A 21,515-nucleotide genomic window follows, 5' to 3' on the forward strand; every position below is an offset into this window, starting at 1 on the left:
CGCTTAAGTAGTGGCCGTGACTGTTGATAGGTAGCAATGGCCATAGACCCGAACTTCGAGGAGAACCGCCAAAAGGAGGGCCAGGAACACGGCGTCGACGTGTGGGGCCCCACCGAGCCACCGGAACAGCTCGGCATCCGTGGGACGCACGTCGCGGTTGATTTCGACATCTGCATCGCCGACGGGGCCTGTCTCGAAGACTGCCCAGTAGACGTCTTCGAGTGGGTCGATTCGCCCGACCACCCCGAAAGCGAAATCAAGGCCAACCCGACCAACGAGGACCAGTGCATCGACTGTATGCTCTGTGTCGACGTCTGTCCCGTCGATGCCATCGACGTCGACCCCGGTCGCGCCGGCCGTATCTAACTCCCCTCCCCCGGTTTTCGCTTTCAGATACCCCCTCGTAGAACCGCCGCTAGCGGTGCTATTCGTCAAATAATCGACGGAAGCGGCTGGAAAAACTATTAGGTCCAAGCGGTAGTTCTTGCCGTGAGGGTCTAGGTACCAATGGACACACTTGTGCTGACGAAAGGCGTTCCGGACTTCCGCGAGGGGCAGGTCTCCTTCGACGAGGACGGCCACCTCGAACGCGGCAAGACGCCGACGGTGATGAACCCGAACGACGAGTTCGCCTTACAGGCAGCGCTACAGACAAAAATCCGTCACGGCGGGACGGTAAGCGTGATGAGTATGGGACCGCCCGGCTACAAGGACGTACTCCGGGAAGCGATGGAATCCGTCTACGCGGACGACCTGTATATCCTCTCGGACCGGGAGATGGCCGCCGCCGACACGTGGGCCACCTCCATCACGCTGGCGACCGGCATCGAGAAGATGGGCATGCCGGACCTGATTTTCGCCGGGTTCAAAACCGCCGACGGGGAGACGGGCCACACTGGCCCCCAGACCTGCTGGGCGCTGGATATGCCCATCATCACCCACGTCATCGCCCTGGATATCGACCCCGACGAGGGAGAACTTCGCGCGAAACGGCTCGTCGAGGGCGACATCGAGGAGGTCGAAACCGTCGAGGTCGACCTCCCGGCCTTCGTCGTCGCCGACCCCGAATTCGAACCCTCCTATCGGACCGCGGGCGAGCGATTGACGCTGAAGGACCTCCGCGAGGAGACACAGGAACGCGCCGCAAACTACGAGGACTACCTCACCGAGTGGAACCAGCAGGAACTGAATCTCGACCCCGACTACATCGGCCTCGACGGGTCGCCGACCATCGTCTCCGGCGTCGATCCGATTCCGAAGGCTCCCTCCGAGCGGGAAGCGACGATGGTCGAGCCGCACGACGCCGAGGAGATGGGTGAGATACTGGACGTGATGGAACCGTTTACGCAGGGCGAATCCCCGACGGAGGCCGATTAAGATGGCGCTTGACCCATCCGACTACACGATTCAGGAACTCGGCCCGGAGATTCAGGACGTCGAGGACCTCGACGAACTGCGGGAGATTCTGGCGGCCGAACGCGACGGCGAGGACAGAGCCGGCGCCAAGAAACTCATCGAGAGTCGCATCGAGAAGTTCGAGGCCGAAGACGGGGAGGACGACGGCGAAATCGACCTCGACGATATGTCACCGGCCGATATCGCCAACACGGTCCGGGACATCGACGATGTCGAACGACTCGAAGCCCTGCTTGAGGAAGAAAAAGCCGGACAGGACCGCAAGGGCGTCAAAAACCAGATTCAGAACCGCATCGACTCGGTACAGGGCAGCGAGGAAGACGACGAAGAACTCGAGGCTCTGCTGCCGCCCGAGGAGAAGCATCCGGACCTCGACCACCCGACGGCGGACAAAGAGCACGTCCGGGCGCTGGAGGACGGCGACTACCGCGACATGTGGGTCTACTGTGAGACCCAGCAGGGCGAACTCCTCGACGTCTCCCGGGAGATGCTCGGGAAGGCCCGCGAAATGATGGACGGCTACGCCGAGCAGTATGGAGATGAGGAGCGCGTCGTCGCGGTACTCATCGGCGACGACGTCGAACGCCTCGCCGACGAGTGTATCAGTTACGGCGCCGACGTCGTGGTCTACTACGAACACCACGAACTCGACCGGTTCCGACACAAGTCCTACACCGAGGTGTTCTGCGATATGGCCCGCGGCGCCGGCCACCCGTTCGGCCGCGAGGACCGCCAGAAGGAGACGTGGCGCGACTACGACGAACCGCGATATCTCCTCTTTCCGGCGACCCACAACGGCCGGGACCTCTCGGCGCAGGTGCAGGCCGAACTCGATTCGGGGCTCGCATCGGACTGTTCGGGCCTCTACATCGAAAACGAGGTCATCTCGAACCCGGCGAAAGTCCGCCGTGAGGGTGAAAAGGAGGAGTTCGAACGCGTCCTACACATGAAGCGGCCGGACTTCTCGGGCTTCGAGTACTCGACCATCCTCTGTCTTGACAACCCCAACCGGGAGTTCCATCCGCAGGGCGCCTCCGTGATTCCGGGCAGTTTCGAGGTGCCGGACCCCGAACCCGAACGCGAAGGCGAGGTCATCGAACACGACATCGACCTCGACGACGACTGGCTCCGCGTCGAAATCACGGAACACGACACGCTCGACCCGGGCGTCGACCTGACTGGTCACAACGTCATCGTCGCGCTCGGTCGCGGCATCGGCGACGACCCGACAAAGGGCATGGAACTCGGCCTTGACCTGGTTGATGCCTTCGAGGACGCCGAACTCGGCATCACCCGCGGTATCGTCACCTCCTCGTATGACTTCGACGGCCACGTCGAACAGTACTCCAAGGAGGAACGACAGATCGGCGAGACCGGACAGGTCGTCGAACCAAACCTATACATCGCCGCCGGCATCTCGGGAGCCATCCAGCACAAGGTCGGCATGGACGAATCCGACACCATCGTCGCGATCAACACGAACACGGAGGCCGATATCCGTGATTTCTCGGATTACTTCATCGCCGGCGACCTCTTCGAGGTGCTGCCGCGGCTGACCGAGGCGCTGGAGGACGGCGAACTGAACGTCGAAGCGCTTGCAGATGGGGGACCGGCCCCCGACGGAGGTGACGACTGATGGTGGAACGTGAACATTACGAAGCGGTCGTCGTCGGCTGTGGCCCCGGTGGCGCAGCGGCGGCGGCCCGACTGGCCGACGCAGGTGTCGAAACGCTGGTCCTCGAACGCGGTGTCGAGGCCGGCTCGAAGAACGTCTCCGGCGGACTCATCTACGGCGAGGAGTCCGCACCCTACACTATCGACGACCTCTTTCCGGACTTTCGGGAGGAGGCCACCGACCGCCCGGTGACGGAGTACCACCTCCACAACATCGCGGGGTCGAAGGTCAAATCCTTCGACATCACGCCGCTGCACGAGCACGACACGGAGTGGTCCGACGCCGTATTGCGCCGCCACATGGATTCGTGGCTGGCCGAACGGGTCCACGAACGCACCCGAGAGACCGGCGGCGGCCTCCTGACCGAAGTGCGAGTCAACGGTCTGCTGCGTGAGGGCGGCGAAATCGTCGGCGTCACCTGCGACGAAGTCGACCCGATAACGGCCGACATCATCATCGCCGCCGACGGCGTCAACTCCGAATTGGCCCGCGATGCCGGCCTGATGGACTGGGAGGAACCCGAAGAGTGGTTCCAGGGCGTCAAAGCCGTCGTCGATATGCCGGCAGAGGAAATCGAAGACCGGTTCGAAATCGGCCCCGACGACGGGGCGGCCCACCTCTTTTCGGGCGACCTCTTCGAGGGCGTCCGCGGGGGTGGCTTCCTTTATACGAACGACGACTCGCTGTCCATCGGGACCGTATTCCACCTCGACAGCCTCGCCGCCGAGCGCGCGGAACCCCACCAACTGCTCGATGCACTGTTGACCCATCCGCTACTGGGCCAGTGGTTCGGCGAGGGCTACGACGAACGCGAGTACGCCGCGAAACTGGTGCCGGACTCCAAGAAAGTGGCCCACACCTCGCCCCACAGGGACCGACTCTGTCTGGTCGGCGACGCCGCCGGCCAGATGCAGGCACAGGGGCCGATAATCAAGGGTATGAACCACGCGGTGACGGCGGGCGCACTCGCCGCAGAGGCGTTCGTCGAGGCCCGAGGCCGCAACGAACCCCACGCGGCGGGTGACTACTACGAGAAGAAACTGAAGGACTCGGGCACGATGAAGAAACTGCGGCCGCCGCAGTATAAAGCCGCCAGCGCGTTCGGCGAACACGACGCGGTGACGGGACTTACCGATGCCGTCATCGACTCGCCGGTCGGCAAACTCGGCCTCAAGGCCTTCGACAAGGCCGGCCTGCTCGAACGGCTCTACAGTTCGCCGTTCATGGCCGAGGCGATTCCGGACACGCGGACGCCCTACGTCACCCTGCCAACGGTCATCGCCGAGACGCTGGGCGACCACGTCGCGGAGACCAACGACGTCGAACCGCCGGACCTCGCGGACCGAATCGGCGGGTTGACCTACAACACCGACGTGGGCAACCCCCACATCGAACTGCTCGACGAGAGTTACGAGGCCAGCGGCGTCGCCGTGACGGCCTGTCCGGTCAGCGCGAAGGACTTCGGCGGCGGCTGTTACCGCGAGGAGGAGGTCCAGCGCAACGGCAGCGAGGAGACCGTCGTCAGCCTCGACACCCAACCGTGTGTCGAATGCGGTACCTGCGCCATCGTGGCCGATACCGACTGGGACCATCCGCGCGGTGGCAAAGGCGTCGAGTTCAAGGACGGATGAGCGGCGTTTCCGACCGCATCGAAACGCTGGCCGAACGCGCCCGTCGCGACCGGGAAACTTTCGAACCGCCCCCGGACCCGCCCGACGAGGAGGCCGCGATGAGGTATCTCACGGAGGGCGTCGGCGACGTCGTGGCGCTCTACATCGAGGCCCGAACCGGCGAGCGGGTACGGTTCGACGACGCCGAGTTCGTCCTGCTGGAGCGGGCACTCAACGACTGGTTCGAACTCTATGCGGCCTGCTACGGGTCGGACCTCGATGCGGCCTTTACCGTTCGGGAGGTCGCCGAACTCGTCGTCGAGACCCACAGCATTCGGGAAGCGGCGCTCCTGTTGACGCGGATTCCCGAACGGGACCAGCGGGAATCGTGGCGCCACCCGGACGATTGATATAATATTTAACTAGTTCGGTCGCGGCAATCTTTATATACTGTTCCTTGTTACCTCGTACCATGCAGTTCTCCGACGAACTCGAATTCAGTCACCGGGACCGCAAGGACATCTACGAGTACATCGAGCGGTACGGGACCGTCGACTACGAGGAGGCTCGTCGGTCGCTGGATATGAGTCCGGAGGCCTTCGGCCACCACGTGGCGGTACTCCGTCGGGACGGGATTATCACCCGGACGGACGACGAGGAACTCCGGGTCGCCTTCGAGGACGAAAGCGAGGAGACCTACGTCGACGAGGGACTGGAGGTAACGATTCGACAGGCCCGCGAGGACGACCTGACCGGATTGGTCGGCGCGATTCGGGAGGCCATCTCGGATAAGACCTATATCGAGGGCGAAACCGTCGCCGACATCGTCGAAAGCGAGAACGTCCTGCTTCGGCACAACGAACTGCAGAAACGCGTCTTCTTCGTCGCGACGGTCCACGGCGACGTGGTCGGGTGGGTCCACATCAACGCCCCCGAAGTCGAGAAGCTCGAACACACCGCGGAGTTGACCGTCGGCGTCATCGACGAGTATCGGGGCCACGGCATCGGGTCGAAACTGCTCGACCACGGCGTCGACTGGGCGCTGGATAACAACTTCGAGAAACTCTACAACAGCGTCCCCTCGACCAACGAGGACGCCATCGAATTCCTCGAATCCCGCGGCTGGGAGACCGAGGCCACCCGGAAGAAGCACTACAAAATCGGCGACGAGTACGTCGACGAAGTGATGATGGCGAAGATGCTCGCCTGACGCCATCGCAGCCGCGTTTTCCGCTTGCAGCGCCGCCTACAGCAGGTCGCCGTCCAGCGGGTCGGCCACGACGCCGTCCTGCTGGGCCAGCGACCGCGCGTGGGCCGCACAGACGACGCGGTTTTCCGCCCACGGGACGTGGAGGCGGACCGCCGCCTCCCGCTCACATCCTTCCTCCGTACACTCCATGCTGTCCCTACGCGGGGCCACCTAACAGCCGTTTGGGTTATAAAAAGACGACGAGCAGAAACCCCGCGAGAACCGCCGCCGTCACCAGCACCTGCATGGCCGTCGAGGCCAGCACGCCGACGGTCGCGTAGGCCGCCGCCCGAAGGCCCAGTTCGACGTCACCGTGGCGATGGTATTCGAGGGCGAAGACCGTCCCCGCGACGCCGACCAGCAAGCCGAGTGGCCCGAGAACGACCAACAGCGGAAGTGTCACGACGGCCGCGATGGCGGTCGTTCGGAGCGAGGCGCCGCCGGCGTTGGCCGCGAGTGCGCCGCCCAGCCAGTCGAAGACCAGCGCGAGCGCGCCGAGGCCGAGCAGGGCCAGAAGGGCGAGTATCCCGGGGTCGCCGGTAGCGTACCAGTAGTAGCTGACGCCCGCCATCGACAGCCCACCGCCCGGAACCAGCGGAACGAAACTGGCGACGATACCCGCGACGAGCAGGACGAGGGCGACGGCGAGTGGGTCGACTGGAAGCATCGCTACGACCGGCGCCTCCGATAGGGGGCCCTCATCGGTATCGGTCCGCCTCCGCATCGGCGATATCGTTTCCGTATCGGTCGACGAGCGGCTGGACGGCGTCGCCGAGCGCGCGCATACACTCCCGTTCGGAGACGTATCCGAGATCGTCGGTCGTTTCGCCCCACGACCACGTCTGGAGGACGCGCCTGACGAGCAGGCGCTCGGGGGTGGGGGCGTCGAGTGCGCCGTCGACGAGCGCGCGCAGCGCCACCTGTCGGAAGCCGCTCGGGGCGATATCGTAGAGTCCCGGGCCATACGCGGCGCTGGCGACGACCCGCCATTCGTCGTCGGTGAGCGACAGCGGAGCCTCCCCGTCGGCGGCTCTGAGTGCTTCCCTGACCATGTCGGGGTCCGCGTCATCGAGGGCATCGGCCAGGACGTCCGGAACCCGCCGGCAGAACCACGACGTGTGGCGGTCGGTGAGGGCCTCGCCCGCATCCGAGAGCGGCTGTAACATGAGCGCCGAGTACTCGCCGCTGGTGTCGTTGCGCGTCGTCGAGAGATGGACCGTCGCGTAGTCGTTGGTGGCCCAGAAGGCGAGGAGTTCGGGCGTGGCGCCGTAGCCGACGCCGAGATAATCGACCGGGTCGAACCGACCGAGCGGCGAGCGCGCGCCGTCGGCGTCGAATTCGGCTTCGATAGCACCGAGCAGGTGCGACCCGAGCCCCCGTGAACGGACGGCATGGTGGGTCGCGATGCGCATCACGCGCAGGCCGACTGGGACGGCCGCGTCGATATCGCGGAGTTGACTCGTCAGGACGTCCGGAAGCATGTTCCCGCGGACCCGAGCACCCTCGTACATGTCCTCGCGGGTCTCGTCGGAGAGGCCCCCCTCGCGTGCGAGCAGGGCGACGGCGACGACGTGGCCGCCGTGGGTCAGCGCGCGCAGAGCGATGTTCGGGGCATCGAGCAGGCGCGCGAGGTCGTCGGGTTCCGTTCGGTAGTGGGCGTTGACCAACAGGCCAAACGTCTCCCGGAGGCGCGGTTCGTCCTCAACCAGTTCGGCGGGGTCGAGCCGTTCGTAAGCGACAGAATCGGGCGTCGCGTCCGCGACCAGTTGGTCGGCGGGCGGGGAGGCATCCAAAAGGAGCGCCCGAAAGAGCCACGTCTCGATGGGGTCCGGTGCGGCATATCGAATCGGGTCCGAAAGCCGCTGGAGCGTCACTTCGTGGCTCTCGTCGAGCCGACCGCGGAAGCGCACGTCGAAGCCGCGGCCGGCGCCCTCGTAGCCGTGGACCGTCGTCGCGAAGCAGGCGCTCGGGGCGACCGACAGCAGCGATTCGAGCATCCGCACCGAGAGGGCCGCGGCCTCGTCGACGACGAGAACGTCCGCCGATTCCTCGACGGCGTCGGCGGGTTTGCGATATCGGATTCGCCCTTCGCCCTCCGCTCGGAGTTCGGGATGGCCCTTCCCCTCGCGAGCGTCGGCCGCGAGACAGTCGAGTCCGTCCAGCGTCTCGCTGGCCCGCTCGAAGAGTTCGGCGGTGTTCCGGTAGGAGGGCGCGGTAACGAGCACGTCCCGGCCCTCGGTGGCCAGTGCGGCCGCCGCGAGGCCCGCAGCGCTTGATTTCCCACGGCCGCGGTCGGCCTCAAGTACGACCGCCTGTCCCTTTTCGCGGAGGTTCTCGCAGGCTTCGACGGCGTCTCGCTGGTCGGCGGTCAGACAGCGCTCGTAGACGGCGCGGGGAAAGGCGGCGTCCTCGGGGATGTCGAAGCCCTCCGAAGCAAAGCGTGGCGAGGGGTTGGTCAGCCCGTCGTCGCGGACTGTTCCGTCGCCGACGTCGACGATAGCGATACCCCGGTGTGCGCGCAGGGTGTCGACGAGGCGACGGCGGAAGACGCCCGACACGTCGTCGAGGCCGAACGGCGGGACGGCGAGCGTCTCGTCGAAGCCGTCGCGGCGGTCCGGCCACTCGTCGAGAAGTGGGGTCAGCAAGACGAGCAGGCCGCCACCGTCGACCGCGCCCGCCGCCCGACCGATGGCGTTCGGGCGGCAGGCGTCGTGGCAATCGACGACCACGCAGTCGTTGGTCGTCCCGAGCAGTTGGTCGGCCTGCTTCGGCCGGATGGTTCGGGCCGAGACGCCGATACCCTCCCGCTCGGAGAGGACGACGGGCTTGCAGTCGACGGCTTCGCAGACGGCCTCGGCGGCCGCATAGCCGGCTTCGCGGGCCCCTGCCAGCACGACGAGGCGGCGCTCGTTGGTCGCTTCGGCCTCCGCGCGGAGCGAGCGGGCCGTCTCACGAACCGCGTCCATGTCGGGTGGGAGGGGGCGATACCGGAAGGCTCCACCGATTGACCGAACCCTATGAGGCCCCCCGCTGAAGCCGAGGTATGGCTACGAACCGCCAATGGCTACTGGAGAGTCGGCCGACCGGCGAACCGACGATGGAGAACTTCGAGATGGTCGAGACGGACGTTCCCGACCCGGGCGCCCACGAGGTACTGGTCCGGACGCTCTACATGTCCGTCGACCCCTATATGCGCGGGCGGATGCGCGATGCCGAATCCTACGCGGAACCGTGGGACGTCGGCGACACGATGAAAGCCGGCGTCGTCGGCGAAGTCGAGGAATCGAACCACCCCGACTTCGAGGCGGGCGACGTGGTGACGGGGCAACTGGAGTGGGCCGATTACGCCGTCGCCGAGGGCCGGGACCTCCGACAGGTCAACCCCGAACACGGGCCGATATCGACCGCACTCGGCGTGCTCGGGATGCCCGGCGTGACTGCCTACTTCGGGACGACCGATGTCGCGGAGCCGAAACCCGGCGACACCGTCGTCGTGAGCGCGGCCGCGGGCGCCGTCGGCAGCGTCGTCGGCCAGATAGCCGACCTCAACGGCTGTCACGTGGTCGGCATCGCGGGCGCCGACGAGAAAATCGAGTGGCTGAAATCGGTCGGCTTCGACGAGGGCATCAACTACAAGGAGGAAGACGTCGCGAGCGCGCTCCGTGAGGCCTGTCCGGACGGGGTCGACGTCTACTTCGACAACGTCGGCGGGCCCGTCACCGACGCCGTCTGGCCGCTGTTGAACGTCCGCGCCCGCGTAGCCGTCTGCGGGCAGATTTCGCTGTACAACGAAGAGGAGATTCCGACCGGGCCGCGAAAACTCGGCAAACTCATCGAGTCCCGCGCGACCGTCGAGGGACTACTCGTTCGCGACTACGAAGACCGGTGGGCCGAGGCTCTGACTCGGCTCTCGACGTGGGTCGCCTCGGGCGATGTCGAATACCGCGAGAACGTCGTCGAGGGGCTGGACAATGCCCCGGATGCGTTCCTCGAACTCTTCGAGGGGACCAAAATCGGCAAGCAACTCGTGAAGGTCGGCGAACGCAGCGACGCCTGAGTTTCACCTTTCGTTCTTTTCGTGTGGTGTGTTACTAAGCAACACCCTTATTCGGCCGAGTAGTTAATCGTTAATCATGGCAAATACATCGTTCGATGACGGCGACTACGAGGCGTATTACCGGGAAATCAGCGACGGATGTGACTGTATGGAGCTGTGGGAGTGTCTCTCGAAACGCCGGCGCGGCTGGACCAAACCGGACCAGCGCCGATAGTTCCGGTTCCCGGCACGATTGGCCGGTTCGTCGGCGAGGGCTGACGCGTAATTTGTAAGAGTTAAATGTCGGCGCGCCGGACCACAGTGTATGAGCAGCGAGAGTTCCGAACGGCGGGCACGCAAGTGCATCTCCTGTGGGATTAACATCTCCGGGACCAGCGCCGCGAAGTTCAAGTGCCCGGACTGTGGGCACCTCATCTTCCGGTGTTCGAAGTGTCGCAAACAGAGCAACCTCTACGAGTGCCCCGACTGTGGGTTCATGGGTCCGTAAACATGGGAAAAGTAGCCGCCAAAATGAAGGTCATGCCGCAGAGCCCCGAGGTTGACCTGGACGACCTCCAGGAACGCCTCGAGAACGTCCTCCCCGAGGGCGCGAAAATCAGCCGCGTCGACCGCGAGGACGTCGCGTTCGGCCTCATCGCGATGTTCCCGACGGTCATCATCCCTGACGAAGCCGGCGGCACCGACGCCGTCGAGGACGCTTTCGCCGACGTCGATGGCGTCGAAAGCGTCGACGTCGACGAAGTCGGTCGAATATAACTCGGCCACTTCTCCGCGTTTTCCCGACCGACCAGCCGCCGGCTCGGCGGCCCGTTTTGACCCGTACTTTGATAATCACTAGCTCGATATAGGCGAGATACGGCGGCCGTCGCCCACGGCGGTGGGCACACGGGGAAGGAGCGCCGCCGGAACGCACCTTTTATGTGTCGCACCTGATTAGGTCTCTTCAAGAATGCCTAGTTCGAATGGTCCACGGAAGGGAACTCGTAACAAACTCAAGAACAAGCCCCGCGAGCGAGGTACGTCCCCGCCGCAACACTTCATCGAGGAGTACGACGAAGGCGAGAAGGTCCATCTCGACATCGACCCCTCGGTTCCGGACGGCCGCTTCCACCCGCGTTTCAACGGCAAGACCGGCGAAGTCGCCGGTAAGCAGGGCAGCGCGTTCAAGGTCCTCATCAAGGACGGCGACGTCGAGAAGACCCTCATCGCAAGCCCCGCACACATCCGTCGCCAGCAGGAATGACGATCTTCAAGGAAATCGTCGACGAGGAGTTCATGACCGTCTCCGAGGCCAAGGACGTCCTCGCCGACATCGAGGCCGAGCGCGCGCTCGACGAAGAGCGGGAGATGCCCTACGAACTCGCGCGTGCCATCGAGCACGTCAACCGGTTTGCGGTCCTCGACGCCGAGGAATCCGTCGAACTGGCCGAGGAACTGCTGGAACTCGAGAAGGTCGACGCGGCGACGGCCTACAAGATCACCGACCTCCTTCCGGAGGACCGCGACGAACTCCGTTCGGTCTTCGCACAGGAGCGGTACTCCCTTTCGGGCGACGAACTCGACGAAATCCTCGATATCGTCGTGAAGTACGCCTGAGACTGCCGCACACCTTTTCGAATCGTCGTTTCACGATGCCACCCGCGAGGAGTTCGACCGCTTTCGAGTGGCGAGTCATCGCGAGAGGACTCCGACAGTGCGAGTCAACACCTGTTTTAAATACGGCCTTCCCCTAATCGAAGTATGAGCAACGCCGGCGCCGACGATGCCGAACCCACGACGGCGGTCGTTTTGGACTTCATGCCCCGGGGACGTCCCGAGGACGACCGCCCGCAGTATCAGAAATCACCGGTCGCGTTCGCGCTCGGCGAATCGGATTTCCGGCTCGTCGAGATAGCGCTCGCCGACGACGCCCACGTCAACATCGGCGACCGCATCCAGATCGACCCGCCGAGCGAGAAAATCAAGGACCTCACCGATATCGACTACGAGGACCTCTCGAGTACGGCCCAATCCGAGGTCGAATACGCCGTCGATACCATCATCGACGCCGACGAAGAGCGGTTCGTCGACTTCTACAACGACGCCCAGCCGATTACCACGCGGCTTCACGTCCTGAACCTGCTGCCGGGTATCGGCAAGAAACTGCGGAACAACGTCCTCGATGCGCGCAAGCGCAAGCCCTTCGAGAGCTTCGAGGACATCGAAGACCGCGTCTCAGGCCTACATGACCCCCGAGAGGTGCTCGTCGAGCGCATTCTCGAAGAACTCCAGAAGGAAGACCTCAAATATCGGATTTTCGCCCGGCGCGAAGCCGAGTAACGCGGGCCGACGCTTTTTGCGGAATCGAATGGTGAACGATATACGGCGCCACCGTTTAGCCCGCGGTATGCGCGACCCCGATGCGCTCCTCGCCCGCGCCAGCGTGCGCGGCGACCCGGAGCGCGACCAGCACTTCCTCGTCGACGACCGCGTCCTCGACCGGTTGCCGGGCTATCTCCCCGACGATGCCGACACCTCCTACGTCCTCGAAATCGGTGGCGGGACCGGCGCGCTCACCGACCGCCTGCTCGCAGTCGCCGACGAAGTCACCGTCATCGAACGTGACCCGGCCCTCGCCGCGTTCCTCCGCGAGGAGTTCGCCGACGAGATTGCGGCCGGGGAACTGACCGTCATCGAAGGCGACGCGCTGGAGGTCGATTTGCCCGATTTCACGGCCTCCGTCTCGAACCTGCCCTACGGCGTCTCCTCGGAGATTACTTTCCGACTGTTGCCCGAGGGAAAGCCGACCGTCCTGATGTTCCAAAAGGAGTTCGCCGAGCGGATGGCGGCCGACCCCGGAACCGACGAATACGGCCGCCTGTCGGTGACCGCGGGACATTACGCCGAGGTCGAAGTCGTCGAACCGGTGCCGAAGGAGGCCTTTTCGCCGCCACCGGCCGTCGAAAGCGCCGTCGTTCGGACGACGCCCCGCGAGCCCGAATACGAGGTGCCGAACGACGAGGCCTTCATGAAACTCGTGCGGGCGGTGTTCACCCAGCGCCGGAAGACGATGCGGAACGCGGTTCGGAACACGGTCCACATCTCGGACATCGAGAACCCTGATGCTGTCGTCGAGGAGGCCGGCGAGGAACTGATGGGCAAACGTGCGGGCAACGTCCCGCCCTCGGAATTCGCGCGACTGGCCCGTATTGCCGACCGCGTTGCCTGAACCCCCGCCTGCGCGCGTAGCGACTCACCGACGAAAACTTGTCACCCCCGGTCCAACGACCCCTTACCAACGGATTTCGCGCTACTATGTCCGGACTCATACTTCTCCAACTGTACTGGGACGTCATCTATCGCATCCAGCTAATCTTCAACACCAGAACGGCCCAGTACGCGGCGACTATCGGGGCCGGCGTCGGATTCGTCCTGTTCGTCGCGCTGCTCTACCGTGTTGCCGGGCCTCTGAAGGAACGCTACGACGACGACGGCGTCGAGATACTGCTGGCGCTACTCGGCACCGTCGCCGCCATCGCCGCCAGCCTGTTCGTCACCGCCGTCTGGCGTGAGTTCCTCACCCTGCTCGGAACGTTCGGCGAGTTCGGGTTCACGCCGAAACGAGGGATTCTCCTGCTGGTCTCCTTCGTCGTCCTCGCGGTCACCTACACGCTGACCCGGATCACGAAACGCCTCATCAAGTTCGGCTCGGGCCGCGTCGAACTGACGCCCCACCAGCGGGAACTGGTCCATCACCTCGTCCAGATCTGGCTCTTCCTGACGGCCTTCGCGTTCATCTGGTTCCTCTGGGACCTCAGGGCGTCCGACATCCTGCTCGGGGCCGGCGCGCTCGGCATCATCATCGGATTCGCCGCCCGGAAGACCCTCGCCGACGTCCTCGCGGGGTTCGTCCTCCTCTTCGCCCGGCCCTTCGAGGTCGGCGACTGGATTTCCATCGGCGACCGCGAGGGCATCGTCACCCAGATTACGATTTACAACACCCAGATTCGGACGTTCAACGAGGAGCACGTCCTCGTCCCGAACGACAAGGTCAACGACAGGGAGGTCATCAACTACTCGAAGACCGACCGCCTGCGGCTGATAACGAAGGTCGGCGTCGACTACGAGACGGACCTCTCGAAGGCGATGACCGTGGCGGCCGACGCGATGAACAACTGTGAAACCGTCGCGTCCACGCCCGCACCCGACGTCATCCTCGATTCCTTCTCCGATTCGTCCGTCGTGCTCCGCCTTCGCTACTGGATTACCCGGCCGACCATCCAGCAGAAGTTGAGCGCCCAAAACGAGGTGGTCCAGTCGGTCAAGGCCGCCTTCGAGGAGGAAGGCATCAAAATTCCCTACCCCCAGCGCGAACTCATGGGCCGAGAGGAGACCGACGGCTTCCGCATCTCGGCGGACACGCAGGTCGACGTGGGGGACGAAAACGTCGAGCAAGCTGTCCGCCGCGTCTCCAAGGCCGACAGCGAGCGGGTCGAAGAGGCCGTCGAACGCGTCTCCGACCTCGATGACCCGACCGTCGTCGAGGAACCCGTCGAGAACCGGTACGGGGGCGACGGGGGGCCGGACCAGGAGGCCGAGGACGGCGAAGACGCCGAAGAAGAGGAGGAAGAAGAGGAGTGACGCTTTCGGACCGCCGCGAGATGCCGACGGTGTACGAACCGGCGGAGGACTCCCGCCTGCTGGCTGACGCTATCATCGACCGAATCGACGCCGACGAGCGCGTGCTGGAGGTCGGAACGGGGTCGGGCTACGTCGCCGCCCGCGTGAGCGAGGAAACCGGCGCCCGCGTCGTCGGGTCGGATATCAATCCCGAGGCCTGCCGCCGCGCCCGCGAGGAGGGCCTCGAAGCCGTCCGGGGGAACCTGACCGACCCCTTCCGGCGGAATAGTTTCGACGTCGTCTGTTTCAATCCGCCCTATCTGCCGACGCCGCCCGAACAGGAGTGGGACGACCCGCTGGAACACGCGCTGTCGGGCGGCGAGGACGGCCGCCGTCTTATCCGGCCGTTCCTCGCCGACGTGGGTCGTATCCTCCGACCGGACGGTCGCGTCTACCTGCTCGTTTCCTCGCTGACGGATATCGACGCCGTCGCGAAACTCGCCGATGACGCGGGGATGGAGACCCGAGAAATCGCCGAGGAATCCTTCCCCTTCGAGCGACTCGTCACGCTGGAGATTACTCATAGGAATTCCTAAGTAGGAAATATTAAACGCCATCATGGCGTAGCCGCACGTAATGACGGAGGTACTCGCAACGACGCCCGGCCTGTTCCCGTTACAGGATTGGGCGAAGGACGAGCTATCGGATCTGAAAGGCCACCAGAAGGACGACCTCATCTCGGGCGACGAGTCGGGCGACATCGTCGACGCCTACGAAACCGCCCGCGAGGAAGTCGTCGAGCGACAACTCGAAGCCGGCCTCGACCGCGTCGTCGAGGGCCAACTCCGGTGGGACGACATGCTCGCCCACCCGCTGTGTGTCCACGACAACGTCGAGACCCGCGGCATCGTCCGCTACTACGACAACAACAACTTCTATCGAGAGCCTGTCGTTTCGGGTGACCTCTCGTTCGACGGCGACATCGCCGACGAGATTGCGTCTGCGGCCGATGTGAATCAGGCGGTTCTGCCCGGCCCCTACTCGCTTGCGGACCTCGCGACCGACGAGCATTACGGTGACGACGCCGCGTTCCTCGATGCAGTTGCCGACTTCCTCGCCGACGAGGCCGACGCCATCGAGGACGTCGAGACGCTCTTCCTGCTGGAACCCTCGCTCGTCGAGAACGCGCCCGAGGAGGGCGAAGACGAGCGCGCAAGCGCGGCCATCGACACCGTCGCGAACGCCGTCGATACCGAAGTCGTCGTCCAGACCTACTGGGGCGCCATTCCGGAGAAGCCCTACGCCCATCTGATGGACGCCGACGTCGACGCCATCGGCTTCGATTTCGTTTCGGACCACGAGACGAACCTCTACAACATTCAGGAGTACGGCACCAAGGACTCCATCGCGCTGGGTGTCGTCGACGGCCAGAACACGTTGGTCGAGACGCCCGAGGAAATCGCCGAGCGCATCGAGTGGGTCGACGACAACATCCCCGCCCAGGAGTTCGACACCGTCTACGCGACGAGCAACACCGAACTGTTCTACCTTCCTGAAAACAAGTTCGAGGAGAAACTCGACACGCTTGCCGACGCCACCGAAGAGGTGTCCCTATGACTGCCAACCTGCTTTCCGACACGCGCGAACAGTTCCGCCCCGAGGACCACCCGACCGACCACTTCCTGTTGACGACCGTCGTCGGTTCGTATCCCAAGCCCAAGTGGCTCAACCGGGCGAAGGAACTGAAAGAGGACGAGGACCACGGCTTCGACGAGGAGGACCTCGACGAGGCACTCGACGACGCCGCCCGTCTCATCACGAACGAGCACGTTCGTGCCGGCCTCGACGCCGTCGTCGACGGCGAGATGCGGCGCAACGAGATGGTCGAGTACTTCGCCCACCGCATCGACGGCTACGAGTTCAACGGCCCGGTCAAGGTCTGGGGGCACAACTACTTCGACAAGCCCTCCGTCGCCGACGAGGTCGAATACGACGAACCGTGGCTCGTCGACGAGTTCGAGTTCACCACCGGCGTCACCAACCGCCCGGTGAAGGTCCCGATTACGGGCCCCTACACGCTCGCATCGTGGTCCTTCAACGAGCACTACGAAACCGAGGAGGAACTCGCCTACGAACTCGCCGACCTCGTCAACGAGGAAATCGAGAAGCTCGTCGAAGCGGGCGCCCGCTACATCCAGATCGACGAACCCGCGCTCGCGACCACGCCGGACGACCACGCCATCGTCGGCGAGTGTCTCGAACACATCGCCGACGGCATCCCGGAGAACGTCCGTCTCGGCCTCCACGTCTGTTACGGCGACTACTCGCGTATCTACCCCGAGATTCTGGACATGCCGGTCCACGAGTACGACCTCGAACTCGCCAACGGCGACTACGACCAACTCGGCGTCTTCAAGGAACACGAGTTCACGAAGGACCTCGCGCTGGGCGTCGTCGACGTTCACACGACGGACGTCGAACCCGTCGAGGAGATCAAGGAGAACATCAAAAAGGGCTTCGAGGTCGTCCCCCCGGAGCGTCTGACCGTCTCGCCGGACTGCGGTGTCAAACTCCTGCCCCGTGAGGTCGCCTACCAGAAGATGGAGAACATGGTACAGGCCGCCCGCGAAGTCGAGGCCGAACTCGATTCCCGCGAAATCACCGTCGGCTACGCTGGCGAGTAAGGCCGCCGCTCACTTTTCGGGGCTTCGAACGAAAAGAAGACCGCCCTATTCTTCGACTAATTCCGCCACTGCGTCCGCCTCGCCGTCGTCCTCATCGTTGACGAGCAGTTCGACCAGCAGCGTAATGACGCCGGTCACCGCCAGCAGGACGCCCTCGACGCGCGTCAGGGAGACGAACCAGTCGCTCGGTTCGAGGTCCTCGGGGTTCTCGTAGCCGACGAGGACGAAGCGCGTGAGGAAGTCGATGGCCTTCTCCGGGAAGGCAGCGACGAAGCCGCCGTACACGACTGCGAGTACGTTCCAGAACATACCCGAGGCTACGTGGCACGGAAATAAAAAGCCGGCCGTCGCAGCCGAAAAATTACTCGTAGAGCCAGGTTTCGTCGTTGCGCTCGTAATCGATGAGTTCCTCGTCGTCGAAGAACAGGTCGATTTCGCGCTCGGCGGAACCGGGTTCGGTGTCGGAACCGTGGATGACGTTGCGACCCAGGTCGATACCGAGGTCACCGCGGATGCTGCCCGGCGGCGATTCGGCGGGGTCGGTCTCGCCCATCATGCTCCGCACCTGTGCGACCGCGTCCTTGCCTTCCCAGACCATCGCGAAGACGGGACCCGAGGTGATGAACTCGACGAGGTCCTCGAAGAAGGGCTCGTCGGAGAGGTCCGCGTAGTGTTCGCGGGCGTGGTCGTCGTCCAGTTGCATGAACTTGCCGGCGACCAGTTTCAGGCCGCGGTCCTCGAATCGGGAGACGACCTCGCCGATGAGACCACGGTGAACGCCGTCCGGCTTGACCATGACGAAGGTTCGTTCGCGGTCGGACATTCAGGCCTCGACCTCCTCTTCGTCTTCGTCGCCGTCGTCCTCGGAGGCTTCGGATTCCTCGTCCTCGTCGGAATCGGCTTCCTCTTCGGCGGCTTCGAGGTCGGGCGTCTCGTCGACGTCCTCCTCGGTGTCAGCTTCTTCCTCGGCCGCTTCTTCGGCCTCGGCTTCCGCTTCTGCTTCCTGCTCGGCAGCCGTTTCGGCGGCCGATTTGGCTTCGGCCTCGGCGGCCTCGCCCGCACCGCCGGTCCACTCGAGGTCGCGCGGTTCGCGCCCGAGGTCGGCGTTCTTCTCGCACTTCGCGGAACAGAAGTGCGTGATACGGCCGCTGTTGGCGACGTACATCGTGCCCGTGCCGGGCTCGATGTCGTCACCGCAGTAGTCACATTCTCGTGTCTGTGGCATGGGTTATTGGCCTCCGATGGAGTCGGCTTCACGAGCCGTCTCGCGAAGCTGGAGCACGTCGCCGACGCGCACCGGTCCGAGGACGTTTCGGGCGATGATGCGGCCCTGATTTTCGCCCTCCTTGATTCGGCACTTGACCTGCATGGCTTCGCCGTGCATGCCGGTCTTCCCGACGATCTCGATTACTTCGGCAGGGGTCGCGCCGTCCCCTTCTTCTTCAGCACTCATCCTTGGTCACCTACCGGAGTTCCTCGACTTTCTCGGCGATGTCTTCGACATCTTCCTCGGCCTCGCCGGCGTCAACGATGGCGGCGGCGGCGCTGCCGACTTCGAGACCGGCGGCGTGGCCGATGTCGTCCTGTTCGCTCACGAAGACGAACGGGACCTCCTTCTCGTCGGCGATTTCCGGGAGGTGCATGACGACCTCTTCCGGGCTGACGTCTTCGGCGATGAAGACGAGTGCAGCGTTGCCTCGCTCGACGGCTTTGGTGGTCTCGTTCGTTCCTTTCTTTACCGAGCCGGTGTCCCGGGCGACCTCAAGGGCCTCGATGGCGTCGTCTTCGAGGTCAGCCGGCACGTCGAAATCTACGTATACTGACATTATTTTGTAGCACTCCTCCTACGCGCGGGCTCGCGCTCCCCCGCCGTCGAACCGTACCGTCGTGGGCGTCCCACGACGCGGTTCTCGTGCCCCGACGGCACGCGTTTGTCCTTTTCCGGCTAGGAGCATCACAACCCCGCGTAGGCTGTACTCCATCGTACATCACCACCGCATAAAAGCGCTTATGAACTGACGCGTGCGTGCGAACCGTGAGCAGGGGCGCTGTGGGAACGCTCCCCAGCGACGGGTGGTCCCGTCGCGCTCACGTCGGCTACACAGCAACGTTCACTATCGCCGGTAGTATCGTGGTTCTCGGCGCCGGACTGGCGGCCGCGACGAAACGTTCAATCACACAGAATTCCTATAATCGAAATATAGTTTTTCGATATAGGAATATCTTTTCTGATAGAAGCAAACTTTAAGGGTGTGGCGAGCCTACTAGAACCTGTATGAGCACCCAGAAGTCCGTCCGTCGTCAAGCCGGGAGCATCGAGGAAAGCGAGGCGCTCCGCCTCGATGAGGACAAGGCCGAGCAGATCGTCGACGCGCTGAACACCGACCTCGCGGCGACGTACGTCCTCTATCATCAGGTGAAAAAGCACCACTGGAACGTCGAAGGCGCGGAGTTCCTCGGTATCCACGAGTACCTCGGTGAGGTCGCCGCGGACCTCGAAGCGGGCGCGGACATGCTCGCCGAGCGCGCCCAAGCTATCGGCGGCGTTCCCCTCTCGGGCGGTTCGACCTTCGAGGAACACGCGCCCATCGAGCCCGAGGGCGAGGACGTCTACGACATCCGAACGTCGCTGGAAAACGACATGGAAGCCTTCGGCGTCATCATCGAGTCCCTCCGGGACCACATCGAACTCGCCAATGACCTCGGCGACTACGCCACCAAGGAACTCCTGCGTGAGACCCTCGAAACGGTCGAGGAACACGCCCACCACCTCGAACACTACCTCGAGGACGACTCGCTGGTCCTCGAATCCGCAACGAAGTAAGAGACGGACGACGTTTTTTGAAGCTTATCGCTCGACGTCGACGGTGTAGTCGGTCGCTATCCAGCCGTCGCTGTTGTCCGGTTCGGTAAAGACCGTCTTCTCCGGGGAGGTCGAATGAACGCGGAGACCGACGGCCGTCTGTTCCTCATCGGGAGTTGCTGCCATTACCACTCCCTCTGACCCACGTGTGCTAAAAGTTTTTGGTGGGCCTAAACATCTGCCGTCTCCCCGAGTTCCGGGAGTCGACCATACCGTTTTGCCCGCACCGTTCGAAACCGCCCCTATGGACGACACAGAGCCGGACCTCGCCGACGCTGCCGACGACCTCGCCGAGACGCTGGAGGCGCTCCGCGAGGAACTCCGAACGCCGCCGCGCGGGCCGCTCGGCCTCCCGCGACCGCCCCGCCCCGGCGAACTGCTGTCGCTGACAGAGCGGTATACCATTCCCGCGCTCATCGCTCTCCTCGAAACGAACGTCCGCCTGCTCGAACTGCTGGCGGCAGCCATTCGACTCGCACAGGGGCGACCCATCGACGCCGAGACGAAGACGCGCCTGAAAGCAAGCGAGTTCGCCGTCGCCAGCGGGCGGGAAGGCGTCGACCGCCTCACAGCCGCGAGTCGGACCACGCTCGAAAAACTCGACGACGCACTGGCCGACCTCCAGGAGGCCGCAGCAGAGGGCACACCTGAAAACCCCGAAGCCGAACGCCTGCTGAAGCAGGCCCGCGAACTGCGAGCGGAAATCGACGACCGACTCGCCGAGGTGGATGAACGTGAACGAACCGATATCGACGTCCGAAGCGAGGACGCCGACGAATCCGCCAGCGAGTCCTCAAGCGAGTCGGTCGACGTCGACGCCGAACTGGCCTCCCTGAAGGAGGACATGGACGACGACGATGAGGGTGAAACTCCAAACAGCAAGTAAATTTATACGGAGACCGGTTGTCGTGGTAACATATGCCAGTTGACGACGGCAGCAGGTTCCGGTTGTTCCTGCGCGAGGACGCCCAGTCGCCGATAGCCGACCAGCAGGCCCGCCTCCGCGCGCGGCTGGAACGGGCCGTCGACCCCGGCCGTCTCTCGGTCACCTATCATCCGGCGCGGCTGCCACGCGAAAGTCGAGCGGCCCCCCTCGAATGGTACGGGAGGGTCCGCGAGTGGGCCGAGTCATCGGGCTTCTCGCTGTCGCCGTTCTTCGAGAGCCGAGCGACTTACGACCCGGAAGCCGACGATGTCCGCGAGATGGTGTCGCTGCCGGTGCTGTGGCTCGTGCTCACGGAAGGTGAGTCCGTCCGGGCGGCCTACCCGCACGTCGAGGACGCCGTCGTCCCGGTATCGTCGGCTATCGACGACCTCGAATCAGCCGAGGCTCCGTCCCGGGTCAACGACGCCGCCGACTGA

Annotated in this window: 30 protein-coding genes; 21 read left to right on the plus strand and 9 right to left on the minus strand. The window is 64.2% G+C overall.

What is annotated here, in order from left to right:
- Positions 1-36: 36 nt before the first annotated feature.
- From HWV23_RS00930 to HWV23_RS00955, 6 genes are all read left to right on the plus strand, one after another.
- Complete coding sequence (locus HWV23_RS00930) at positions 37-366, plus strand: 4Fe-4S dicluster domain-containing protein (RefSeq protein WP_178288597.1); 330 nt, start codon at positions 37-39, stop codon at positions 364-366.
- A 141-nt stretch (positions 367-507) separates the two neighbouring features.
- Complete coding sequence (locus HWV23_RS00935; protein WP_178288598.1) at positions 508-1,377, plus strand: electron transfer flavoprotein subunit beta/FixA family protein; 870 nt, start codon at positions 508-510, stop codon at positions 1,375-1,377.
- Between the two features lies 1 nt (position 1,378).
- Positions 1,379-3,052, plus strand: coding sequence for an electron transfer flavoprotein subunit alpha/FixB family protein (locus HWV23_RS00940; RefSeq protein WP_178288599.1), 1,674 nt, complete (start codon positions 1,379-1,381; stop codon positions 3,050-3,052).
- The gene (locus tag HWV23_RS00945; RefSeq protein WP_178288600.1) at positions 3,052-4,722 is read left to right on the plus strand and encodes an FAD-dependent oxidoreductase; all 1,671 of its coding nucleotides are present in this window, start codon (positions 3,052-3,054) and stop codon (positions 4,720-4,722) included. The genes HWV23_RS00940 and HWV23_RS00945 overlap by 1 nt, the downstream gene beginning before the upstream one ends.
- Positions 4,719-5,111 (plus strand): DUF8055 family protein, encoded by a 393-nt coding sequence (locus HWV23_RS00950; protein ID WP_178288601.1) that lies wholly within the window; start codon positions 4,719-4,721, stop codon positions 5,109-5,111. Before HWV23_RS00945 ends, HWV23_RS00950 begins: the two co-directional genes overlap by 4 nt.
- A 62-nt stretch (positions 5,112-5,173) precedes the next feature.
- Positions 5,174-5,911: a GNAT family N-acetyltransferase gene (locus HWV23_RS00955; RefSeq protein WP_178288602.1), complete on the plus strand. Its 738-nt coding sequence runs from the start codon at positions 5,174-5,176 to the stop codon at positions 5,909-5,911.
- A gap of 36 nt (positions 5,912-5,947) precedes the next feature.
- Here the strand turns inward: HWV23_RS00955 and HWV23_RS00960 are convergent, their stop codons facing one another.
- Genes HWV23_RS00960 through tmcA form a run of 3 tightly spaced genes read right to left on the minus strand, consistent with a single transcriptional unit; the run spans position 5,948 to position 8,916 of the window.
- Positions 5,948-6,100: a DUF8014 family protein gene (locus tag HWV23_RS00960; protein WP_178288603.1), complete on the minus strand. Its 153-nt coding sequence runs from the start codon at positions 6,098-6,100 to the stop codon at positions 5,948-5,950.
- Between the two features lie 37 nt (positions 6,101-6,137).
- The gene (locus HWV23_RS00965) at positions 6,138-6,617 is read right to left on the minus strand and encodes a DUF456 family protein (protein WP_178288604.1); all 480 of its coding nucleotides are present in this window, start codon (positions 6,615-6,617) and stop codon (positions 6,138-6,140) included.
- Positions 6,618-6,648: 31 nt separating this feature from the next.
- Complete coding sequence (gene tmcA, locus HWV23_RS00970) at positions 6,649-8,916, minus strand: tRNA(Met) cytidine acetyltransferase TmcA (protein ID WP_178288605.1); 2,268 nt, start codon at positions 8,914-8,916, stop codon at positions 6,649-6,651.
- A 77-nt stretch (positions 8,917-8,993) separates the two neighbouring features.
- Here tmcA and HWV23_RS00975 point away from each other — a divergent pair, with 77 nt between their 5' ends.
- From HWV23_RS00975 to HWV23_RS01030, 12 genes are all read left to right on the plus strand, one after another.
- Positions 8,994-10,007, plus strand: coding sequence for an NADP-dependent oxidoreductase (locus HWV23_RS00975; RefSeq protein WP_178288606.1), 1,014 nt, complete (start codon positions 8,994-8,996; stop codon positions 10,005-10,007).
- 76 nt (positions 10,008-10,083) lie between these two features.
- Positions 10,084-10,221, plus strand: a complete 138-nt coding sequence (locus HWV23_RS00980; protein ID WP_178288607.1) for a hypothetical protein — start codon at positions 10,084-10,086, stop codon at positions 10,219-10,221.
- A 90-nt stretch (positions 10,222-10,311) separates the two neighbouring features.
- Positions 10,312-10,494 (plus strand): HVO_2753 family zinc finger protein, encoded by a 183-nt coding sequence (locus HWV23_RS00985; protein WP_178288608.1) that lies wholly within the window; start codon positions 10,312-10,314, stop codon positions 10,492-10,494.
- A 2-nt stretch (positions 10,495-10,496) separates the two neighbouring features.
- On the plus strand, positions 10,497-10,763 hold the full coding sequence (locus HWV23_RS00990) for an elongation factor 1-beta (RefSeq protein ID WP_178288609.1): 267 nt from the start codon (positions 10,497-10,499) through the stop codon (positions 10,761-10,763).
- Positions 10,764-10,956: 193 nt separating this feature from the next.
- Entirely contained in the window at positions 10,957-11,250 is a 294-nt protein-coding gene (locus HWV23_RS00995) for a 50S ribosomal protein L21e (RefSeq protein ID WP_178288610.1), read from the plus strand.
- Positions 11,247-11,603, plus strand: coding sequence for an RNA polymerase Rpb4 family protein (locus HWV23_RS01000; RefSeq protein ID WP_178288611.1), 357 nt, complete (start codon positions 11,247-11,249; stop codon positions 11,601-11,603). Before HWV23_RS00995 ends, HWV23_RS01000 begins: the two co-directional genes overlap by 4 nt.
- 144 nt (positions 11,604-11,747) lie before the next feature.
- Positions 11,748-12,326 carry a DUF655 domain-containing protein gene (locus tag HWV23_RS01005; protein WP_178288612.1) on the plus strand — a complete coding sequence of 193 codons (579 nt, stop codon included), beginning with the start codon at positions 11,748-11,750 and terminating at the stop codon, positions 12,324-12,326.
- A gap of 67 nt (positions 12,327-12,393) precedes the next feature.
- Positions 12,394-13,215 carry a 16S ribosomal RNA methyltransferase A gene (locus HWV23_RS01010; protein ID WP_178288613.1) on the plus strand — a complete coding sequence of 274 codons (822 nt, stop codon included), beginning with the start codon at positions 12,394-12,396 and terminating at the stop codon, positions 13,213-13,215.
- An 86-nt stretch (positions 13,216-13,301) separates the two neighbouring features.
- Positions 13,302-14,627, plus strand: a complete 1,326-nt coding sequence (locus tag HWV23_RS01015) for a mechanosensitive ion channel family protein (protein WP_211693294.1) — start codon at positions 13,302-13,304, stop codon at positions 14,625-14,627.
- Positions 14,624-15,202, plus strand: coding sequence for a HemK2/MTQ2 family protein methyltransferase (locus HWV23_RS01020; RefSeq protein ID WP_178288614.1), 579 nt, complete (start codon positions 14,624-14,626; stop codon positions 15,200-15,202). The genes HWV23_RS01015 and HWV23_RS01020 overlap by 4 nt, the downstream gene beginning before the upstream one ends.
- A gap of 40 nt (positions 15,203-15,242) precedes the next feature.
- Complete coding sequence (locus HWV23_RS01025; RefSeq protein WP_178288615.1) at positions 15,243-16,223, plus strand: methionine synthase; 981 nt, start codon at positions 15,243-15,245, stop codon at positions 16,221-16,223.
- On the plus strand, positions 16,220-17,290 hold the full coding sequence (locus HWV23_RS01030) for a methionine synthase (protein ID WP_178288616.1): 1,071 nt from the start codon (positions 16,220-16,222) through the stop codon (positions 17,288-17,290). The genes HWV23_RS01025 and HWV23_RS01030 overlap by 4 nt, the downstream gene beginning before the upstream one ends.
- A 45-nt stretch (positions 17,291-17,335) precedes the next feature.
- Here HWV23_RS01030 and HWV23_RS01035 read toward each other — a convergent pair whose 3' ends face one another.
- Genes HWV23_RS01035 through rpl7ae form a run of 5 tightly spaced genes read right to left on the minus strand, consistent with a single transcriptional unit; the run spans position 17,336 to position 19,116 of the window.
- Complete coding sequence (locus HWV23_RS01035; protein WP_178288617.1) at positions 17,336-17,599, minus strand: DUF6199 family natural product biosynthesis protein; 264 nt, start codon at positions 17,597-17,599, stop codon at positions 17,336-17,338.
- Between the two features lie 52 nt (positions 17,600-17,651).
- Positions 17,652-18,113 carry a nucleoside-diphosphate kinase gene (gene ndk / locus HWV23_RS01040; RefSeq protein WP_178288618.1) on the minus strand — a complete coding sequence of 154 codons (462 nt, stop codon included), beginning with the start codon at positions 18,111-18,113 and terminating at the stop codon, positions 17,652-17,654.
- Positions 18,114-18,515 carry a 50S ribosomal protein L24e gene (locus tag HWV23_RS01045; RefSeq protein ID WP_178288619.1) on the minus strand — a complete coding sequence of 134 codons (402 nt, stop codon included), beginning with the start codon at positions 18,513-18,515 and terminating at the stop codon, positions 18,114-18,116.
- Positions 18,516-18,518: 3 nt separating this feature from the next.
- Positions 18,519-18,743: a 30S ribosomal protein S28e gene (locus HWV23_RS01050; RefSeq protein WP_178288620.1), complete on the minus strand. Its 225-nt coding sequence runs from the start codon at positions 18,741-18,743 to the stop codon at positions 18,519-18,521.
- 10 nt (positions 18,744-18,753) lie between these two features.
- The gene (gene rpl7ae / locus HWV23_RS01055) at positions 18,754-19,116 is read right to left on the minus strand and encodes a 50S ribosomal protein L7Ae (protein ID WP_178288621.1); all 363 of its coding nucleotides are present in this window, start codon (positions 19,114-19,116) and stop codon (positions 18,754-18,756) included.
- Between the two features lie 449 nt (positions 19,117-19,565).
- Here rpl7ae and dpsA point away from each other — a divergent pair, with 449 nt between their 5' ends.
- Entirely contained in the window at positions 19,566-20,114 is a 549-nt protein-coding gene (gene dpsA / locus HWV23_RS01060) for a DNA starvation/stationary phase protection protein DpsA (RefSeq protein WP_178288622.1), read from the plus strand.
- 24 nt (positions 20,115-20,138) lie between these two features.
- Here the strand turns inward: dpsA and HWV23_RS01065 are convergent, their stop codons facing one another.
- The gene (locus tag HWV23_RS01065; protein WP_178288623.1) at positions 20,139-20,279 is read right to left on the minus strand and encodes a hypothetical protein; all 141 of its coding nucleotides are present in this window, start codon (positions 20,277-20,279) and stop codon (positions 20,139-20,141) included.
- A gap of 118 nt (positions 20,280-20,397) precedes the next feature.
- Between HWV23_RS01065 and HWV23_RS01070 the strand changes: the two genes are divergently transcribed.
- Positions 20,398-21,039, plus strand: coding sequence for a DUF7547 family protein (locus HWV23_RS01070; protein WP_178288624.1), 642 nt, complete (start codon positions 20,398-20,400; stop codon positions 21,037-21,039).
- Positions 21,040-21,071: 32 nt separating this feature from the next.
- Complete coding sequence (locus HWV23_RS01075) at positions 21,072-21,515, plus strand: HTH domain-containing protein (RefSeq protein ID WP_178288625.1); 444 nt, start codon at positions 21,072-21,074, stop codon at positions 21,513-21,515.

Origin of the sequence: Natronomonas halophila (genome assembly GCF_013391085.1) — an archaeon.
Lineage (GTDB): Archaea > Halobacteriota > Halobacteria > Halobacteriales > Haloarculaceae > Natronomonas > Natronomonas halophila.

Coding starts and splice junctions, on each gene's coding strand:
- HWV23_RS01035 (WP_178288617.1), bottom strand. CDS start 17,599: ATGTTCTGGAACGTACTCGCAGTCGTGTACGGCGGCTTCGTCGCTGCC.
- ndk (WP_178288618.1), bottom strand. CDS start 18,113: ATGTCCGACCGCGAACGAACCTTCGTCATGGTCAAGCCGGACGGCGTT.
- HWV23_RS00965 (WP_178288604.1), bottom strand. CDS start 6,617: ATGCTTCCAGTCGACCCACTCGCCGTCGCCCTCGTCCTGCTCGTCGCG.
- tmcA (WP_178288605.1), bottom strand. CDS start 8,916: ATGGACGCGGTTCGTGAGACGGCCCGCTCGCTCCGCGCGGAGGCCGAA.
- HWV23_RS00980 (WP_178288607.1), top strand. CDS start 10,084: ATGGCAAATACATCGTTCGATGACGGCGACTACGAGGCGTATTACCGG.
- HWV23_RS01025 (WP_178288615.1), top strand. CDS start 15,243: ATGACGGAGGTACTCGCAACGACGCCCGGCCTGTTCCCGTTACAGGAT.
- HWV23_RS01050 (WP_178288620.1), bottom strand. CDS start 18,743: ATGAGTGCTGAAGAAGAAGGGGACGGCGCGACCCCTGCCGAAGTAATC.
- HWV23_RS00945 (WP_178288600.1), top strand. CDS start 3,052: ATGGTGGAACGTGAACATTACGAAGCGGTCGTCGTCGGCTGTGGCCCC.
- HWV23_RS00990 (WP_178288609.1), top strand. CDS start 10,497: ATGGGAAAAGTAGCCGCCAAAATGAAGGTCATGCCGCAGAGCCCCGAG.
- HWV23_RS00940 (WP_178288599.1), top strand. CDS start 1,379: ATGGCGCTTGACCCATCCGACTACACGATTCAGGAACTCGGCCCGGAG.
- rpl7ae (WP_178288621.1), bottom strand. CDS start 19,116: ATGTCAGTATACGTAGATTTCGACGTGCCGGCTGACCTCGAAGACGAC.
- HWV23_RS01015 (WP_211693294.1), top strand. CDS start 13,302: ATGTCCGGACTCATACTTCTCCAACTGTACTGGGACGTCATCTATCGC.
- HWV23_RS00955 (WP_178288602.1), top strand. CDS start 5,174: ATGCAGTTCTCCGACGAACTCGAATTCAGTCACCGGGACCGCAAGGAC.
- HWV23_RS01030 (WP_178288616.1), top strand. CDS start 16,220: ATGACTGCCAACCTGCTTTCCGACACGCGCGAACAGTTCCGCCCCGAG.
- HWV23_RS00930 (WP_178288597.1), top strand. CDS start 37: ATGGCCATAGACCCGAACTTCGAGGAGAACCGCCAAAAGGAGGGCCAG.
- dpsA (WP_178288622.1), top strand. CDS start 19,566: ATGAGCACCCAGAAGTCCGTCCGTCGTCAAGCCGGGAGCATCGAGGAA.
- HWV23_RS00935 (WP_178288598.1), top strand. CDS start 508: ATGGACACACTTGTGCTGACGAAAGGCGTTCCGGACTTCCGCGAGGGG.
- HWV23_RS01070 (WP_178288624.1), top strand. CDS start 20,398: ATGGACGACACAGAGCCGGACCTCGCCGACGCTGCCGACGACCTCGCC.
- HWV23_RS00985 (WP_178288608.1), top strand. CDS start 10,312: ATGAGCAGCGAGAGTTCCGAACGGCGGGCACGCAAGTGCATCTCCTGT.
- HWV23_RS00995 (WP_178288610.1), top strand. CDS start 10,957: ATGCCTAGTTCGAATGGTCCACGGAAGGGAACTCGTAACAAACTCAAG.
- HWV23_RS01045 (WP_178288619.1), bottom strand. CDS start 18,515: ATGCCACAGACACGAGAATGTGACTACTGCGGTGACGACATCGAGCCC.
- HWV23_RS01005 (WP_178288612.1), top strand. CDS start 11,748: ATGAGCAACGCCGGCGCCGACGATGCCGAACCCACGACGGCGGTCGTT.
- HWV23_RS01075 (WP_178288625.1), top strand. CDS start 21,072: ATGCCAGTTGACGACGGCAGCAGGTTCCGGTTGTTCCTGCGCGAGGAC.
- HWV23_RS00975 (WP_178288606.1), top strand. CDS start 8,994: ATGGCTACGAACCGCCAATGGCTACTGGAGAGTCGGCCGACCGGCGAA.
- HWV23_RS01010 (WP_178288613.1), top strand. CDS start 12,394: ATGCGCGACCCCGATGCGCTCCTCGCCCGCGCCAGCGTGCGCGGCGAC.
- HWV23_RS00960 (WP_178288603.1), bottom strand. CDS start 6,100: ATGGAGTGTACGGAGGAAGGATGTGAGCGGGAGGCGGCGGTCCGCCTC.
- HWV23_RS01065 (WP_178288623.1), bottom strand. CDS start 20,279: ATGGCAGCAACTCCCGATGAGGAACAGACGGCCGTCGGTCTCCGCGTT.
- HWV23_RS01000 (WP_178288611.1), top strand. CDS start 11,247: ATGACGATCTTCAAGGAAATCGTCGACGAGGAGTTCATGACCGTCTCC.
- HWV23_RS00950 (WP_178288601.1), top strand. CDS start 4,719: ATGAGCGGCGTTTCCGACCGCATCGAAACGCTGGCCGAACGCGCCCGT.